The organism is Pseudomonas sp. NFACC56-3, from assembly GCF_900100025.1.
GTDB lineage: Bacteria > Pseudomonadota > Gammaproteobacteria > Pseudomonadales > Pseudomonadaceae > Aquipseudomonas > Aquipseudomonas fluorescens_AA.
Genome location: NZ_FMTK01000023.1, coordinates 73,750 through 88,720, shown reverse-complemented (window position 1 = coordinate 88,720; position 14,971 = coordinate 73,750). Strand labels below are relative to the sequence as shown.

The following is a 14,971-nucleotide window of genomic DNA, read 5'->3' as shown; positions in this document are numbered from 1 at the left end:
CCTAAGGCGAGTCGTCGGACTCACCATCGATACGTTGTTAACTATCGTCCCGCTCGCGGATGTATTCCTCGAGCAGCTTCTTCTCTTCTCCAGAAAGCGAGCGGCTTTCCAGAAGATCGGCGCGTCGTTCGTAGGTCCGACCAAGGGACTGCTGCAAACGCCAACGCCGGATGTGCGCGTGGTTGCCACTTAGCAACACGTCGGGAACACGCTGATCCGCATACACCTCCGGTCGGGTGTAGTGCGGGCAATCCAGCAGACCATCCGTAAAGGAATCTTCCTCAGCGGAATCTGCATGCCCTAAAGCTCCAGGCAGCAGTCGTGTAACCGCATCGATCAGGACCATCGCCGGCAGCTCGCCGCCAGACAGTACATAGTCGCCAATCGACCACTCTTCATCGACATGAGCTTCAATGAAACGCTCGTCAATGCCTTCATAACGGCCGGCAATCAGGATCAATGCATCCGAATTCGCCAGCTCGCGCACCGCCGACTGAGTCAGCTGGCGGCCTTGGGGCGACAGGTAGATCACCTTCGCACCCTCCCCGGCTGCCGTCCTGGCCTGAACCAGCGCATCTTCCAGGGGCTTGATCTTCATCACCATGCCCGGACCACCGCCAAACGGGCGATCGTCCACAGTGTGATGCCGATCCGTGGTGTAGTCTCGCGGATTCCAACAGGTGAGCTGCAACAGCTCCTGTTTCACCGCGCGGCTGGTTATGCCGTACTCGCTGATGGCGGAAAACATCTCGGGAAACAACGTGATGACTTCAACGCGCAAATTAGCCACGTTTAGAAATCCGCATCCCATTCCACCTTCATCTCGCCTGCGGCAAGGTCGACGGCCAACACGCATTGCTCGGTATAGGGCAACAGGCGTTCGCGATCATCCAGGCTGCCGACGCAAGGCTTGACCACCATGACATCGTTCGAACCGGTCTCGAGCAGGTGATCGATTTTCCCGAGCAATTGCCCGAGGTGGTCGATGACCTTCAGACCCACCAGCTGGTACCAGTAGTACTCGCCGTCGGTCAGTTCAGGGAACAGGTTGCGCGGCACGCAGATCTCATAACCGGCCAGAAGACGCGCTTCTTCACGATCATCGAGACCCTTGAGCTTCGCGACCAGGAACTTGTCGTTCCCGCGTCCGCTGACCAGCTCCACCTGTTTCACGCTACCTTCGCGCTTGAGCGTCCAGGTTTTGTAGTCCAACAGGTTCTTGATCGGATCAGTAAAGGAATACACCTTCACTTCGCCGCGAACGCCATGTACAGAATAGATCTTGCCGACAACGATCAAATCATCAGCATCTTTTGGCGTCGCGTTCATATTGCTCAGGCCGCAGCCTTAGCCGATTCCTTCAACAACTGAGCAACGCGCTCAGAAGGTTGTGCACCAACGCTCAGCCAGTAGGCTACGCGCTCTTGGTTCACGGACAGACGAACTTCCTGACCACGGGCAACAGGGTTGAAGAAACCAACCTGCTCCTTGTGGGAACCGTCACGCGGGTTGCGGCTGTCGGTTACGGTCAGGTGGTAAAACGGGCGCTTTTTGGAGCCGCCAAGGGCAAGACGGATTGTTAGCATGTGAACATCGTTCCTGTAGTCGGTGCTGCAAATCTAAATGCACAGCGGGCATAGGTGCCCGAAAGGCCGCATATTCTAAGGAATATCCGGACTTTTGCAAATGTCTTTTTCCGGCGCCATGCGCCATGCGATCAAGATTTGCCATAGAGCCGTCATGAAAAACGGCAGGTCAGCTCCCGCATAGCACGGGTTTGCTGGAGATCCCCGCATCCGTGCGAGGCAACGCCGGCATGACAGCCGGCGCAGATTCTTTACATTTTCGGCATGCCGCCGCCGGGCAACATACCGCCCATGCCGCGCATCATCTTGGCCATCCCGCCCTTGGCGGAGAATTTCTTCATCATCTTCTGCATCTGCTTGTGTTGCTTGATCAAGCGACCGATGTCCTGCACCTGGGTGCCGGAACCCATGGCGATGCGGCGCTTGCGCGAACCGCTGATCAGCTCAGGGTCGCGGCGCTCGGCCGGGGTCATGGAGTTGATGATGGCTTCCATCTGCTTGAACTGCTTTTCAGCCGCGCCCTGGGCATTGCCCATCTGCGCCAGGTTCACGCCACCGATGTTCGGCAGTTTGTCCATGAGGCCGCCAAGGCCGCCCATGTTCTTCATTTGTTGCAGCTGGTCGCGGAAGTCTTCGAGGTCGAAGCCCTTGCCCTTCTTCAGCTTCTTGGCCAGCTTGTCGGCCTTGTCCTTGTCGAGGGTCTGCTCGGCCTGCTCGATCAGGCTGAGCACGTCGCCCATGCCGAGGATGCGCGAGGCGATACGCTCGGGGTGGAACGGCTCGAGCGCTTCGCTCTTCTCGCCCATGCCGATGAACTTGATCGGCTTGCCCGTGATGGCACGTACCGACAGCGCGGCACCGCCACGGGCGTCACCGTCGACCTTGGTCAGGATCACGCCGGTCAGCGGCAGTGCATCACCGAACGCCTTGGCGGTGTTGGCCGCATCCTGGCCGGTCATGGCATCGACCACGAACAGGGTTTCCACCGGATTGATCGCGGCATGCAGCGCCTTGATCTCGCCCATCATCTCTTCATCGATGTGCAGGCGACCGGCGGTATCGACGATGACCACGTCGATGAACTTGAGCTTCGCTTCCTTAATAGCGGCCTGGGCGATGTCCACCGGCTTCTGGCTCAGGTCGGACGGGAAAAACGTTACGCCGATGTCGTTGGCCAGGGTTTCCAGCTGCTTGATCGCCGCCGGACGGTAGATGTCCGCCGACACCACCATCACCGACTTCTTCTTGCGCTCTTTAAGGAAGCGCGCCAGCTTGCCGGCGGTCGTGGTCTTGCCCGCGCCCTGCAGACCGGCCATCAGCACCACCGCTGGCGGTACGGCGGCGAGGTTCAGGTCTTCGTTGGCGACGCCCATCAGGCTTTCGAGCTCGGCCTGGACGATCTTCACGAACGCCTGGCCCGGCGTCAGGCTGCGGGACACTTCGGTGCCGACGGCGCGTTCCTTGACCGAATTGACGAAGTCCTTGACCACCGGCAGGGCGACGTCGGCTTCGAGCAACGCCATGCGCACTTCGCGCAGGGTGTCTTTGATGTTGTCTTCGGTCAGTTTCGCCTTGCCGGTGACATGGCGCAGCGTCTGCGAGAGACGGTCGGTTAGGTTTTCAAACATGCGCGATCCTTTCAGGCCCAGATGAGACCGGGATAATGGCGGCCCAGACCGTGAAAAATGTGCTCGGCGAGCCTGCGGCGTGGGCAGGTCGCGGATTATAGCGAAGAAGCGTGCGGCGTACACCTGCTGTGGTCTTTCGTGTGGAGGGGGTTCTATGCCAAACTCAGCGCCTTTCGGGCTTGCCTAACAGGATTTATGCTCCCCTTGTCACCCAGCTTGCTTGCCACCCTCGCCGCCGCTTGTCTTTATGCCGCTGCGACCTTCTATCAAGGCACCCGCCTGGCCACCGGTGCCAAGGCGAACAAACGCCTGCTGGTCACGCTTGGCGTGCTGGCGGTGCTCGGCCACGCGGCCAGCCTTTATACCCACCTGATGACGCCGATCGGCCTGGGCCTGGATTTCTTCAACGCCGCCAGCCTGATCGCCGTCGCCGTGATCGCCCTGACGTTGCTGGCCTGCTCGCGCATCCCGGTGGAAAACCTGCTGGTGCTGCTGTTCCCACTGGGGCTGGCCACGGTGTTGCTGGCGCAGTTCGCGCCGTCGGGCACCGTGCAGATCATCGACGAAGAGCCGGGCATCCTCGCCCACATCCTGTTGTCGATCCTCGCCTACGGCCTGTTCACCATCGCCGTGTTCCAGGCCCTGTTGCTGCTGGTGCAGGATCACCAGCTCAAGAACAAGCACCCCTCCGGGCTGATCCGCAACTTCCCGCCGCTGCAAACCATGGAAAGCCTGTTGTTCGGTTTCCTCTGGGCCGGCTGGAGTCTGCTGTCGCTGTCATTGATCTCCGGCTGGTTGTTCGTCGAGAACCTGTTCGCCCAGCACCTGGTGCACAAGACCCTGCTGGCCTGCCTGGCGTGGGTGGTCTTCAGCGTGCTGCTGTGGGGCCGCAACCGCCTCGGCTGGCGTGGGCACAAAGCGATTCGCTGGACCCTGGCCGGTTTCTGCCTGCTGATGCTGGCGTACTTCGGCAGCAAGCTGGTCCGTGAATACATCCTGCATATCTGACGGACGGCCCTGATGGATACGTTGCCCGTAGCGCCGTTGTTCGCCGTGCTGGTGGTGCTGATCCTCTGGTCGGCCCTGTTCACGGCTATCGAAGCCGCCCAGCAACACCTGCTGGCCCAACGCACGCCTTCGCGCGCCAGTGACAAACCACTGGCGACACTGGCCTTCCCGCTGCCCAGCCTGATCCTGTGCAATACCCTCTGTCGCGCCCTGGCCGTGGTCATCGGCACCTTGCTGGCGATTTTTACCTGGCTGGAAGACGGTCCCTGGGTCGCCTGGCTCGGCACCAGCGCCGCCCTGCTGGTGTTCGCCGACTACCTGCCGCGTACCCTGGCCAGCCGCCAGCCCGACGCGGTGCTGGCACTGGGTAATACCTTGCTGGGCATACCGTTGAAGATCCTCTATCCCTTTGCCTGGCTGTTGAATGGCACCAGCCAGTTGTTGCTGCGTCCATTTGCCCGCAAGCCCGGCATGGTGCAGCAGAGCGACGACGAAATGCCCGCGCCACCGCGCAGCGAGCAGGAGTCAGAGCAAGGCGGTGGCCGGCTGCATCCGATTTCCGGCATCCACGCCCTGGACAACATCACCGTCAACGATATCCTCGTGCCCCGCAGCGAGGTCGATGGGATCAACCTCGACGACCCCATCGGCGAGATCATCGAACAGTTGCGCCCGAACCGACGGACGCGCCTGCCGGTGTTCCACAGCGATATCAACCAGGTCGAAGCGGTGCTCAACACCCGCCAGATCCGTCACCTGCTGGCGGACGCGAGCCTGACCAAGGAAGCGCTGCTGGCCGCCTCCCATGAACCCTACTTCGTGCCCGAAAGCACACCCTTGCAGCTGCAACTGCTGAATTTCCACAAGCAGCAGCGGCGCCTGGGCATGGTGGTGGACGAATACGGCGAAGTACTGGGCATCGTCACCCTGGAAGACATCCTCGAAGAAATCGTCGGCGAATTCGAGAGCCAGCACAGCCTCGACAACCCCCACGTCCATCCTCAGCCCGATGGCCGCCTGATGATCGATGGCGCGGCGTCGATCCGCGAATTGAACAGGACCCTGGGCTGGCATCTGCCTTGCGACGGTCCCAAGACCCTCAACGGGCTGGTGACCGAAGCCCTGGAAACCATCCCCGAAAGCCCGGTCTGCCTGAAAATCGGGCGTTATCGGCTGGAAATCATCGAGACCGTGGACAACCGCGTCAGCCAGGTGCTGGCGTGGCATAACAGTTCGGTGCCCACGGCACTCTAACCCCCCTCTGTGGCGAGGGAGCTTGCTCCCGCTGGGTTGCGAAGCAAACCCAAAAAAGCAGCGACCCCATCCCGACCAATACATCGCACTGCCTGGTTTGGGGCCGCTTCGCAGCCCAGCGGGAGCAAGCTCCCTCGCCACGGGTTCTGCGCAAGCGCCACTAATGTGTGCGGACTCTCTTGTTGATTCATTAGCCCCCTTCCTATACTCAACCCGCTTACCCAGCTCCGCCCGAACCCCGTGCCTACCCCGCGCCCGGTCGGTTCCGGCCAGACCATCGGCAAAATCCGCATCAACCCTGGGACTGTTCCTACCCGAAACAGCGACAGGATACCCGCCCACATCCCTGGGTGTTCGACCATAATAATTCGCTCCAACGGAGCACATGACTGTCAGGGATAACCGCATGACGACCGCTACCTGCAACGAGGCTGTGCCTGCCCAGCCGACCAACTCGGCCACTCGCGTGGCGACCGCGAGCTTCATCGGCACTGCCATCGAGTTCTACGACTTCTACGTCTATGCCACGGCGGCGGCCCTGGTGATCGGGCCGGTGTTCTTCCCGCAAACCTCAGGCACGGCACAGATGCTGTCGTCCTTCCTGACGTTCGGCATCGCCTTCCTCGCCCGTCCGCTGGGTTCTGCGCTGTTCGGCCATTTCGGCGACCGGATCGGCCGCAAGTCGACGCTGGTGGCCTCCCTGCTGCTGATGGGCGTGTGCACCACACTCATTGGCGTGCTGCCCGGCTATGCCAGCATTGGCGCCTGGGCGCCGATCCTGCTGTGCCTGCTGCGGTTCGGCCAGGGCCTGGGGCTTGGGGGTGAATGGGGCGGAGCGGCGCTGCTGGCCACCGAGAACGCGCCAAAGGGCAAGCGCGCCTGGTTCGGCATGTTCCCCCAACTGGGGCCCTCCATCGGCTTCCTGGCGGCCAACGGCCTGTTCCTGACCCTGGCCATGAGCCTGGATGACGAGCAGTTCCGCGCCTGGGGCTGGCGGATTCCGTTCCTGCTCAGTGCCGTGCTGGTGATCGTCGGCCTCTACGTGCGGCTCAAGCTCCATGAAACCCCGGTGTTCGCCAATGCCATGGCCCGCCAGGAGCGGGTCAAGGTGCCATTGGTCGAACTGTTCAGCCAATACTGGGCGCCGACCTTGCTGGGCGCGGCGGCGATGGTGGTGTGTTACGCGCTGTTCTACATCTCGACGGTATTTTCCCTGAGCTACGGCGTGTCCACCCTCGGCTACAGCCGCGAGACCTTCCTGGGCCTGCTGTGCTTCGCCGTACTGTTCATGGCCGCCGCTACGCCGTTGTCCGCCTGGGCCAGCGACCGCTACGGGCGCAAACCGATCTTGATCATCGGTGGCTTGCTGGCGGTTGCCTCGGGTTTCCTCATGGAACCGTTGCTGACCCACGGCTCGACCGGCGGCGTGGCGCTGTTCCTGTGCATCGAGCTGTTCCTGATGGGGGTGACCTTCGCCCCCATGGGCGCCTTGCTGCCGGAACTGTTTCCGACCCACGTGCGCTATACCGGCGCCTCGGCGGCCTACAACCTCGGCGGTATCGTCGGCGCCTCGGCCGCACCGTTCTTCGCCCAGAAACTGGTGGCGATGGGCGGCTTGAGCTATGTCGGAGGCTATGTTTCAGCGGCCGCGCTGCTCAGCGTCATCGCCGTGCTGTGCCTGAAGGAAACGCGCCACAACGACTTGAACCGGGTCGCCTGACACGCCTCTCGTAGGCGCTGCCGCAGGCTGCGATCTTTTGATCTTTCACTTGAGACTCAAGCGTCAGAGGAAAGATCGCAGCCTCGCTTCGCTCGGCAGCTCCTACGGGGTAAACCGGCCAATGAAATAACCATTAACAATCGCCCACCATTGAAACCACCCCCCACCTGCCCCATCTAAGACCCATACCCCATTGCGCAGGTGCCCCATGAGCGACCAGCACTCTACTGAAGCCACTAACGACTACGCTGATTCCGAACACATCGAACATACGTCCTCCGGCACCGGCCTGGCGCTGCCCGGCCAGAACCTGCCGGACAAGGTCTACATCATCCCCATCCACAATCGCCCCTTCTTCCCGGCCCAGGTGTTGCCGGTCATCGTCAACGAAGAACCGTGGGCCGAGACCCTGGAACTGGTGGCCAAGTCCGATCACCATTCCCTGGCCCTGTTCTTCATGGACACGCCCCAGGAAGACCCGCGCCATTTCGACACCTCGAAACTGCCGCTGTACGGCACCCTGGTGAAGGTCCATCACGCCAGCCGGGAAGGCGGCAAGCTGCAATTCGTCGCCCAGGGCCTGACCCGCGTGCGCATCCGCACCTGGCTCAAGCACCATCGCCCACCGTACCTGGTGGAAGTCGAATACCCGCACCAGCCGAGCGAGCCAACCGACGAGGTCAAGGCCTACGGGATGGCGCTGATCAACGCGATCAAGGAACTGCTGCCGCTCAATCCGCTGTACAGCGAAGAGCTGAAGAACTACCTCAACCGCTTCAGCCCCAACGACCCTTCGCCGCTGACCGACTTCGCCGCCGCGCTCACCTCCGCCACCGGCAATGAGCTGCAGGAAGTGCTCGACTGCGTGCCCATGCTCAAGCGCATGGAAAAAGTGCTGCCGATGCTGCGCAAGGAAGTCGAAGTGGCGCGGCTGCAGAAAGAAATTTCCGCCGAGGTCAACAACAAGATCGGCGAACACCAGCGCCAGTTCTTCCTCAAGGAGCAACTCAAGGTCATCCAGCAGGAACTGGGGCTGACCAAGGACGACCGCAGCGCCGACATCGAACAATTCGAACAGCGACTGGAAGGCAAAGTGCTGTCGGCCCAGGCGCAGAAGCGTATCGAAGAGGAGATGAACAAACTCTCCATCCTGGAAACCGGCTCGCCGGAATACGCCGTCACCCGCAATTACCTGGATTGGGCGACTTCGGTGCCGTGGGGCGTGTATGGCCAGGACAAACTCGACCTCAAGCATGCGCGCAAGGTGCTCGACCAGCACCACGCCGGCCTGGACGACATCAAGGACCGCATCCTCGAATTCCTCGCCGTCGGCGCCTACAAAGGCGAGATCAGCGGTTCCATCGTGCTGCTGGTGGGCCCGCCGGGCGTGGGCAAGACCAGCGTCGGCAAGTCCATCGCCGAATCCCTGGGCCGGCCGTTCTATCGCTTCAGCGTCGGCGGCATGCGTGATGAAGCCGAGATCAAGGGCCATCGACGCACCTACATCGGTGCCCAGCCGGGCAAGCTGGTGCAGGCGCTCAAGGATGTCGAAGTGATGAACCCGGTGATCATGCTCGACGAAATCGACAAGATGGGCCAAAGCTACCAGGGCGACCCGGCCTCGGCCTTGCTGGAGACCCTCGATCCGGAGCAGAACGTCGAGTTTCTCGATCATTACCTGGATTTGCGCATGGACCTGTCCAAGGTGCTCTTCGTGTGCACCGCCAATACCCTGGACTCGATCCCCGGCCCGCTGCTGGACCGCATGGAAGTGATCCGCCTGTCGGGCTACATCACCGAAGAAAAAGTCGCCATCGCCAAGCGCCACCTGTGGCCCAAGCAACTGGCCAAGGCCGGTGTGTCCAAGGGCAGCCTGAGCATCAACGACAGTGCCCTCAAGGCCCTGATCGACGGTTACGCCCGTGAGGCCGGGGTGCGACAGCTGGAGAAACAACTGGGCAAACTGGTGCGCAAGGCGGTGATGAAGCTGATCGACGACCCGAAAGCGGTGATCAAGCTCGGGCCGAAGGACCTCGAGGCCTCCCTGGGCAAACCGGTGTTCCGCAACGAGCAGGTGTTGTCCGGCATCGGCGTGATTACCGGCCTGGCCTGGACCAGCATGGGCGGCGCGACCTTGCCGATCGAAGCGACGCGCATCCACACCCTCAATCGCGGCTTCAAGCTGACCGGGCAACTGGGAGAGGTGATGAAGGAGTCGGCGGAGATCGCCCACAGCTACGTCAGTTCGCACCTGAAGCAATTCGGCGGCGATCCGAAGTTCTTTGACGAGGCCTTCGTCCACCTGCACGTACCGGAAGGCGCCACCCCCAAGGACGGCCCGAGCGCCGGCGTGACCATGGCCAGTGCCCTGCTGTCCCTGGCCCGCAACCAGCCGCCGAAAAAAGGCGTGGCCATGACCGGCGAACTGACCCTCACCGGGCACGTCCTGCCGATTGGCGGCGTACGCGAGAAGGTCATCGCGGCGCGCCGGCAGAAAATCAACGAACTGATCCTGCCGGAAGCCAACCGGGGCAACTTCGAAGAATTGCCGGACTACCTCAAGGAAGGGGTGACGGTGCACTTTGCCAAGCGGTTTGCGGATGTGGCGAAGGTGTTGTTCTGAGGGTTTTGTAGCGGCTGTGCCGGCCTGATCGCGAGCAAGCTCGCTCCCACAGGGTTTGGTGTGGATCACAAATGCTGTGAACACCACAAATCCCCTGTGGGAGCGAGCTTGCTCGCGATGGCGCCATCAGCAACAACACATGCCCACCTGACACACCCAGTAGCATCTTCGGTTATGCTCGCCGTTCGTCGTGAATGCCGGAGCCGTTGCCCTTATGTCCCCCACTCGCCTGCTCGTCCCCCTCAGCCTCGCCCTGCTGAGCGCCTGCGCCACGCAAACCAGCAACAACGTGACCGTGGAAAAACTGAGCCAGTGCCCCGTAAGGCTCAATAACGGACAGAACCTGATCCTGAGCCTGCCCAGCAACCCCAGCACCGGTTATCGCTGGGCGATCCAGGATTCGGCCGGTGGCGTGTTGAAGGGCTTGGGGCCGGAGGTTTATCGCAACCCGGAAGACGCCGGCATCGTTGGCGCCGCGGGTGTCTCGACCTGGCGCTTCCAGGCGTTCAGCGCCGGCACCGGGCGCTTGCGCCTGACTTATCAACAGCCTTGGGCACCGGAAGTACCGCCCGTGGAAACTTTTGACTGCGCTATCGCGGTGAACTGACTGTGGGTTGGCTGATCCTCGCACTGATGGGTGCGGCCACCTACCTGTACGGCCTGGCCATGCATGCCACGCTGCTGTGCCTGCTGGTCAAGCCCATGCCGGTGCTGGCCCTGCTCGGCTGGCTGCACGATGCGCCGCCCAGCGAATATCGGCGCTGGATCAGCCTCGGGCTGATTTTTTCGCTGGCGGGCGATGTGTTGCTGGCCTGGCCGGGGGACCTGTTCGTGTTCGGCCTTGGTGCGTTTCTGCTGGCGCACCTGGCCTACCTGAAAGCCTACCTCAGCGACTGCCGCCGACCGGCGCTGCTGCCCTTGGCCATGGCCTTGGGCATCGGCGCGGTGCTCCTGGCAATCCTGGTGGCGAGCGGTCTCGGGCCGTTGCTGGTGCCGGTGGTGATCTACGGCCTGGTTATCAGCGCCATGCTCTGGCGGGCGTTGGCACGACTGGGCACCGACGTGCCCAAGCGTTCGGCGTGGCTGGCCGCCGCCGGGGCGCTGGCGTTTGTGTTTTCCGACAGCCTCATCGGCATCAACCGGTTCGTGCAACCCTTCCATGCCGCGCCTTACCTGATCATCGTCAGTTATTGGCTGGGCCAATGGGGCATTACCGCGTCGGCGTTCGCCAGAAAGCCCCACTGAGCCAAACAATGTGGGAGCGAGCTTGCTCGCGATAGCGGTCTGTCAGTCAACATTATGACCGGCTGAACCATCGCCATCGCGAGCAAGCTCGCTCCCACTGGTTTTTTGGTTAAAATGCCGGCCTTTTCACCACCCATGCCGCTGGAACCGCCGTGAGCAAAGACCCTGATCGCCTATTCGCCCAACCCCTGGCCCAAGTGCCGGACTTCGCCTTCAACGAGGACGTGGTGCGGGTGTTTCCGGACATGATCAAGCGTTCGGTGCCGGGTTACCCGACCATCGTCGAAAACCTCGGCGTGCTCGCCGCGCAATTCGCCCAGCCGGGCAGCGTGCTCTACGACCTCGGCTCGTCCCTGGGCGCGGTGACCCAGGCCCTGCGCCGCCATGTGCGCACCGACGGTTGCCGGGTGATCGCGGTGGATAACTCGACGGCCATGGTCGAGCGCTGCCGTGAATACCTCAACGGCCAGGACTCGATGTTCCAGGAGCTGCTGCCGGTGGAAGTGATCGAAGGCGATATCCTCGCCCTGACGTTCCAGCCAGCCTCGGTGGTGGCACTGAATTTCACCCTGCAATTCATCGCGCCGGACCAGCGCACCGCACTGTTGAGCCGCATCCGCCAGTCCCTGCTGCCGGGTGGGGCCCTGATCCTGTCGGAAAAATTGCGTTTCAACGATGCAGAGGAACACGCCCTGCTCACCGACCTGCACGTGGCGTTCAAGCGCGCCAACGGCTACAGCGAGCTGGAGATTGCCCAGAAACGCAGCGCCATCGAAAACGTCATGAAGCCCGACAGCCTCGAAGAACACCGCGAGCGCCTCTTGGCGGCCGGGTTCTCGAAAGTCGTGCCGTGGTTCCAGTGTCTTAACTTCGCCTCGTTGATCGCCCTGCCATGATCGATTTGTCCCCCCTCGCCCGCCATCTGGCCGGCACGCCCCTGGCCGATTGGGCCGCAACGCTGCAGGCGCAACTCGACAGCAAAATGGAGAAGGGCCATGGCGATCTGGAACGCTGGCAAAGCGCCCTCGATGCATTGCCGGTTTTGCAACCCACCACCGTCGACCTGCTGAATGGCCTGACGCTCGACACCGATTGTTCCGACGAAACCCGTGGGCAAATGCGTACCGCGTTGATGGGCCTGTCACCCTGGCGCAAAGGGCCTTTCAACCTGTTCGGCGTGCACGTGGACACCGAATGGCGCTCGGACTGGAAGTGGTCGCGGGTGGCTCCGCACCTGGATCTTGCGGGCAAGCGCATCCTCGATGTGGGCTGCGGCAACGGTTACTACATGTGGCGCATGCTCGGTGCCGGGGCGGACACGGTGATCGGCGTCGACCCCAACTGGCTGTTCTTCTGCCAGTTCCAGGCGGTACAGCGCTACCTGTCGCAGCCCAACGCCTGGCATTTACCGTTCCCCTTCGAGGCCCTGCCAGCGGAACTGGAAGGCTTCGACACGGTGTTTTCCATGGGCGTGTTCTACCATCGCCGCTCGCCGATCGAACACTTGCTCGCCCTGAAGGATTGCCTGGTCAAGGGCGGCGAACTGGTGCTGGAAACCCTGGTGATCGAGGGTGATGAGCACCAAGTGCTGGTGCCAGAGGACCGCTACGCGCAGATGCGCAACGTGTGGTTCCTGCCGTCGGTCCCAGCCCTGGAACGCTGGCTGCGCCGCGCGGGGTTCAGGGACGTGCGTTGCGTGGACGTGAGCCTGACAACCGTGGAGGAACAGCGCAGCACCGAGTGGATGAAGTATCAGTCATTGAGTGATTTCCTCGACCCCGCCGACCACAGCAAAACCATCGAAGGGCTGCCGGCGCCGATGCGGGCGGTGATTGTGGCGCGTAAATAATTAGCCCACACACCACAACCCCTGTGGGAGCGAGCTTGCTCGCGATGACGGACGGTCAGTTAAGACAAATGTTGACCGACCCACCGCTATCGCGAGCAAGCTCGCTCCCACAAGGGCTCGATGTTTAGTCCGGGGCTTTGGCTCTTCGGGCCTTGAAGAACTCACTCAGCACCGTGCTGCACTCCTCGGCCAACACCCCGCCCTCGAACAGCACCCGATGGTTCAGGAAGCCCTGGCTGAAAAACTGCCCCTGGCTCTGCACGATGCCAGCCTTGGGCTCCAGGGCGCCGTAGACGACCCGGGCGATGCGCGAGTGGACGATGAGGCCGGCGCACATACTGCACGGCTCCAGCGTCACATACAGGGTGCTGCCGGGCAGGCGATAGTTGTTCACCGCCTGGGCGGCAGCGCGGATGGCGACCATTTCCGCATGGGCGCTGGGATCGTGGCCGCTGATCGGGCAGTTGAAGCCGCGCCCGATGATCTCACCGTCCTGCACCAGCACCGCACCCACCGGCACTTCCCCCAGGGCGGCGCCTTGGGCGGCGAGGGCCAGGGCTTCGCGCATGAAGTCCTGGTCGCGGCTACGGTCGATGATTTTGGCGGGACGAATCTGGCGCATCACGCCACCTCGATGGCGGCCATCAGGCCGGTTTCCATGTGGTCGATCACATGGCAGTGGAACATCCACACCCCTGGATTATCCGCCACCAGCGCCACCTGCGCCCGTTCGTTCTTGCCCAGTAAGTAAGTGTCAGTGAAATACGGCACGACCTTGTGCCGGTTCGACGCGATCACCTTGAAGCTCATGCCATGCAAGTGGATCGGGTGCTGGTACTGAGTCATGTTCTTCAATTCGAAAATGTAGCTCTGGCCTTTCTTCAGCGTGGCGATCGGCCGGTCGGCGCAGGTCTTGTCGGTGATGTCCCAGGCCTTGCCATTGATCTGCCACAGGCTCGGCGGCTTGCCGTTGTCGACGTTGACCGACACCGAGCCGACCCATTCGAAATTGAAGTTGAGTTTCTCGGCATTGGCCAGGTCCGGCTCGGACACCGGGTTGGCTGGCAGCGCCGGTGGCCACTGGGTCGGGGCGTCACTGTTGGGCACCGAACGCAAGGTGCCCAGGCGCACCGGGCCATTGCGCAACGACAGTTCCTCGCCGGCCGGCGGCGCCTTGATCGCCAGGCAAATGCGCATGCCCGGGCCCAGCCAGTATTCCTTGCCCAGCGGGCGCGGTTCGATGGGGTTGCCGTCCAGCGCATAGATCTGCGCTTCAACCCCTGGGATGTTGATACGGTAAGTCAGGGTGTTGTCGAGGTTGAGCAAACGCACCCGGGTGATCTGCCCGGCCGGTAGGTCGATCACCGCCTGCGGCACACCGTTGATGGTCGCCAGCCGCCCGGCCGTGCCGCCACGGGCCGCCTCGCGGGGAATGCTGAACGCGACGAACTCGCCCTGCTCATCCACATGCCAGCTCTTGAGGCTCAGGGTCTGTTCGTACTTGAAGCCGGTCGGCTCACGCTCTTCGATGATCAACGGTCCCACCAGCCCACGCCCGAGCTCTTCGCTGCTGTTGACGTGGGGGTGATACCAATAGCTGCCAGCGTCCGGCACGCGGAATTTGTAATCGAAGTACTCGCCCGGCAGCACCGGCAGCTGCGAGACATACGGCACGCCGTCCATCTCCAGCGGCAAACGGATGCCATGCCAATGAATGGTGGTGGCGACCGGCAGGTGATTGATGAAGCGCACCCGCAACCACTCGCCCTGCCGCACCCGCAGCTCGGTGCCCGGTGCCGAAGGGCCGAACGCCCAGGCCTGGGTCTTGTGCCCGGCCACCAGTTCCACGTCCAGGGGCGCCGCGATCAGTTCATAGTCGTGACCGGCTTCGGCGTCGGCCCGCTTGCCCAGCCAGTACCGCGACGCACCGCCTGCCCCCACACCAACGACAACAAGACCAGCCAGGCCACCGAGTATTTGGCGACGGGTAAAGGACATGAACGCAACCACCTATTGAATCCGCGCGAACCGTTGGGCCCGCAAAAGGCGAATACGATA

General features: G+C 62.4%; 14 protein-coding genes. 8 read left to right on the top strand and 6 right to left on the bottom strand.

Annotated elements, in window-relative coordinates; genetic code table 11:
- Nucleotides 1-37 precede the first annotated feature (37 nt).
- The 4 genes from trmD to ffh form a co-directional block, all read right to left on the bottom strand.
- On the bottom strand, nucleotides 38-811 hold the full coding sequence (trmD, locus tag BLO80_RS24500; RefSeq protein ID WP_170845966.1) for a tRNA (guanosine(37)-N1)-methyltransferase TrmD: 774 nt from the start codon (nucleotides 809-811) through the stop codon (nucleotides 38-40).
- On the bottom strand, nucleotides 793-1,329 hold the full coding sequence (gene rimM / locus BLO80_RS24495; protein WP_058544503.1) for a ribosome maturation factor RimM: 537 nt from the start codon (nucleotides 1,327-1,329) through the stop codon (nucleotides 793-795). Before rimM ends, trmD begins: the two co-directional genes overlap by 19 nt.
- Nucleotides 1,330-1,334: 5 nt before the next feature.
- The gene (gene rpsP / locus BLO80_RS24490; RefSeq protein ID WP_003198088.1) at nucleotides 1,335-1,586 is read right to left on the bottom strand and encodes a 30S ribosomal protein S16; all 252 of its coding nucleotides are present in this window, start codon (nucleotides 1,584-1,586) and stop codon (nucleotides 1,335-1,337) included.
- 251 nt (nucleotides 1,587-1,837) lie between these two features.
- Nucleotides 1,838-3,214, bottom strand: a complete 1,377-nt coding sequence (gene ffh, locus BLO80_RS24485) for a signal recognition particle protein (protein WP_092331543.1) — start codon at nucleotides 3,212-3,214, stop codon at nucleotides 1,838-1,840.
- Nucleotides 3,215-3,409: 195 nt separating this feature from the next.
- Here ffh and BLO80_RS24480 point away from each other — a divergent pair, with 195 nt between their 5' ends.
- The 8 genes from BLO80_RS24480 to cmoB all read left to right on the top strand — a co-directional run bounded on the left by BLO80_RS24480 (nucleotide 3,410) and on the right by cmoB (nucleotide 12,913).
- Complete coding sequence (locus BLO80_RS24480; RefSeq protein ID WP_092202315.1) at nucleotides 3,410-4,222, top strand: cytochrome C assembly family protein; 813 nt, start codon at nucleotides 3,410-3,412, stop codon at nucleotides 4,220-4,222.
- Between the two features lie 12 nt (nucleotides 4,223-4,234).
- Nucleotides 4,235-5,476 carry a transporter associated domain-containing protein gene (locus BLO80_RS24475; RefSeq protein ID WP_092331546.1) on the top strand — a complete coding sequence of 414 codons (1,242 nt, stop codon included), beginning with the start codon at nucleotides 4,235-4,237 and terminating at the stop codon, nucleotides 5,474-5,476.
- Between the two features lie 406 nt (nucleotides 5,477-5,882).
- The gene (locus BLO80_RS24465) at nucleotides 5,883-7,196 is read left to right on the top strand and encodes an MFS transporter (protein ID WP_092331551.1); all 1,314 of its coding nucleotides are present in this window, start codon (nucleotides 5,883-5,885) and stop codon (nucleotides 7,194-7,196) included.
- A gap of 208 nt (nucleotides 7,197-7,404) precedes the next feature.
- The gene (lon, locus tag BLO80_RS24460) at nucleotides 7,405-9,819 is read left to right on the top strand and encodes an endopeptidase La (RefSeq protein ID WP_092331554.1); all 2,415 of its coding nucleotides are present in this window, start codon (nucleotides 7,405-7,407) and stop codon (nucleotides 9,817-9,819) included.
- A gap of 214 nt (nucleotides 9,820-10,033) precedes the next feature.
- Entirely contained in the window at nucleotides 10,034-10,426 is a 393-nt protein-coding gene (locus BLO80_RS24455) for a protease inhibitor I42 family protein (RefSeq protein ID WP_092202323.1), read from the top strand.
- Between the two features lie 2 nt (nucleotides 10,427-10,428).
- A complete protein-coding gene (locus BLO80_RS24450) occupies nucleotides 10,429-11,064 on the top strand; it encodes a lysoplasmalogenase (protein WP_092331556.1) in 636 nt (211 codons plus the stop codon).
- Nucleotides 11,065-11,216: 152 nt separating this feature from the next.
- Nucleotides 11,217-11,960: a carboxy-S-adenosyl-L-methionine synthase CmoA gene (gene cmoA, locus BLO80_RS24445; RefSeq protein ID WP_092253852.1), complete on the top strand. Its 744-nt coding sequence runs from the start codon at nucleotides 11,217-11,219 to the stop codon at nucleotides 11,958-11,960.
- A complete protein-coding gene (cmoB, locus tag BLO80_RS24440) occupies nucleotides 11,957-12,913 on the top strand; it encodes a tRNA 5-methoxyuridine(34)/uridine 5-oxyacetic acid(34) synthase CmoB (protein WP_092331559.1) in 957 nt (318 codons plus the stop codon). The genes cmoA and cmoB overlap by 4 nt, the downstream gene beginning before the upstream one ends.
- 124 nt (nucleotides 12,914-13,037) lie before the next feature.
- Here the strand turns inward: cmoB and tadA are convergent, their stop codons facing one another.
- Nucleotides 13,038-13,535: a tRNA adenosine(34) deaminase TadA gene (gene tadA, locus BLO80_RS24435; protein WP_092331562.1), complete on the bottom strand. Its 498-nt coding sequence runs from the start codon at nucleotides 13,533-13,535 to the stop codon at nucleotides 13,038-13,040.
- A complete protein-coding gene (locus BLO80_RS24430; protein ID WP_072408147.1) occupies nucleotides 13,535-14,911 on the bottom strand; it encodes a multicopper oxidase family protein in 1,377 nt (458 codons plus the stop codon). The genes tadA and BLO80_RS24430 overlap by 1 nt, the downstream gene beginning before the upstream one ends.
- Nucleotides 14,912-14,971 lie beyond the last annotated feature (60 nt).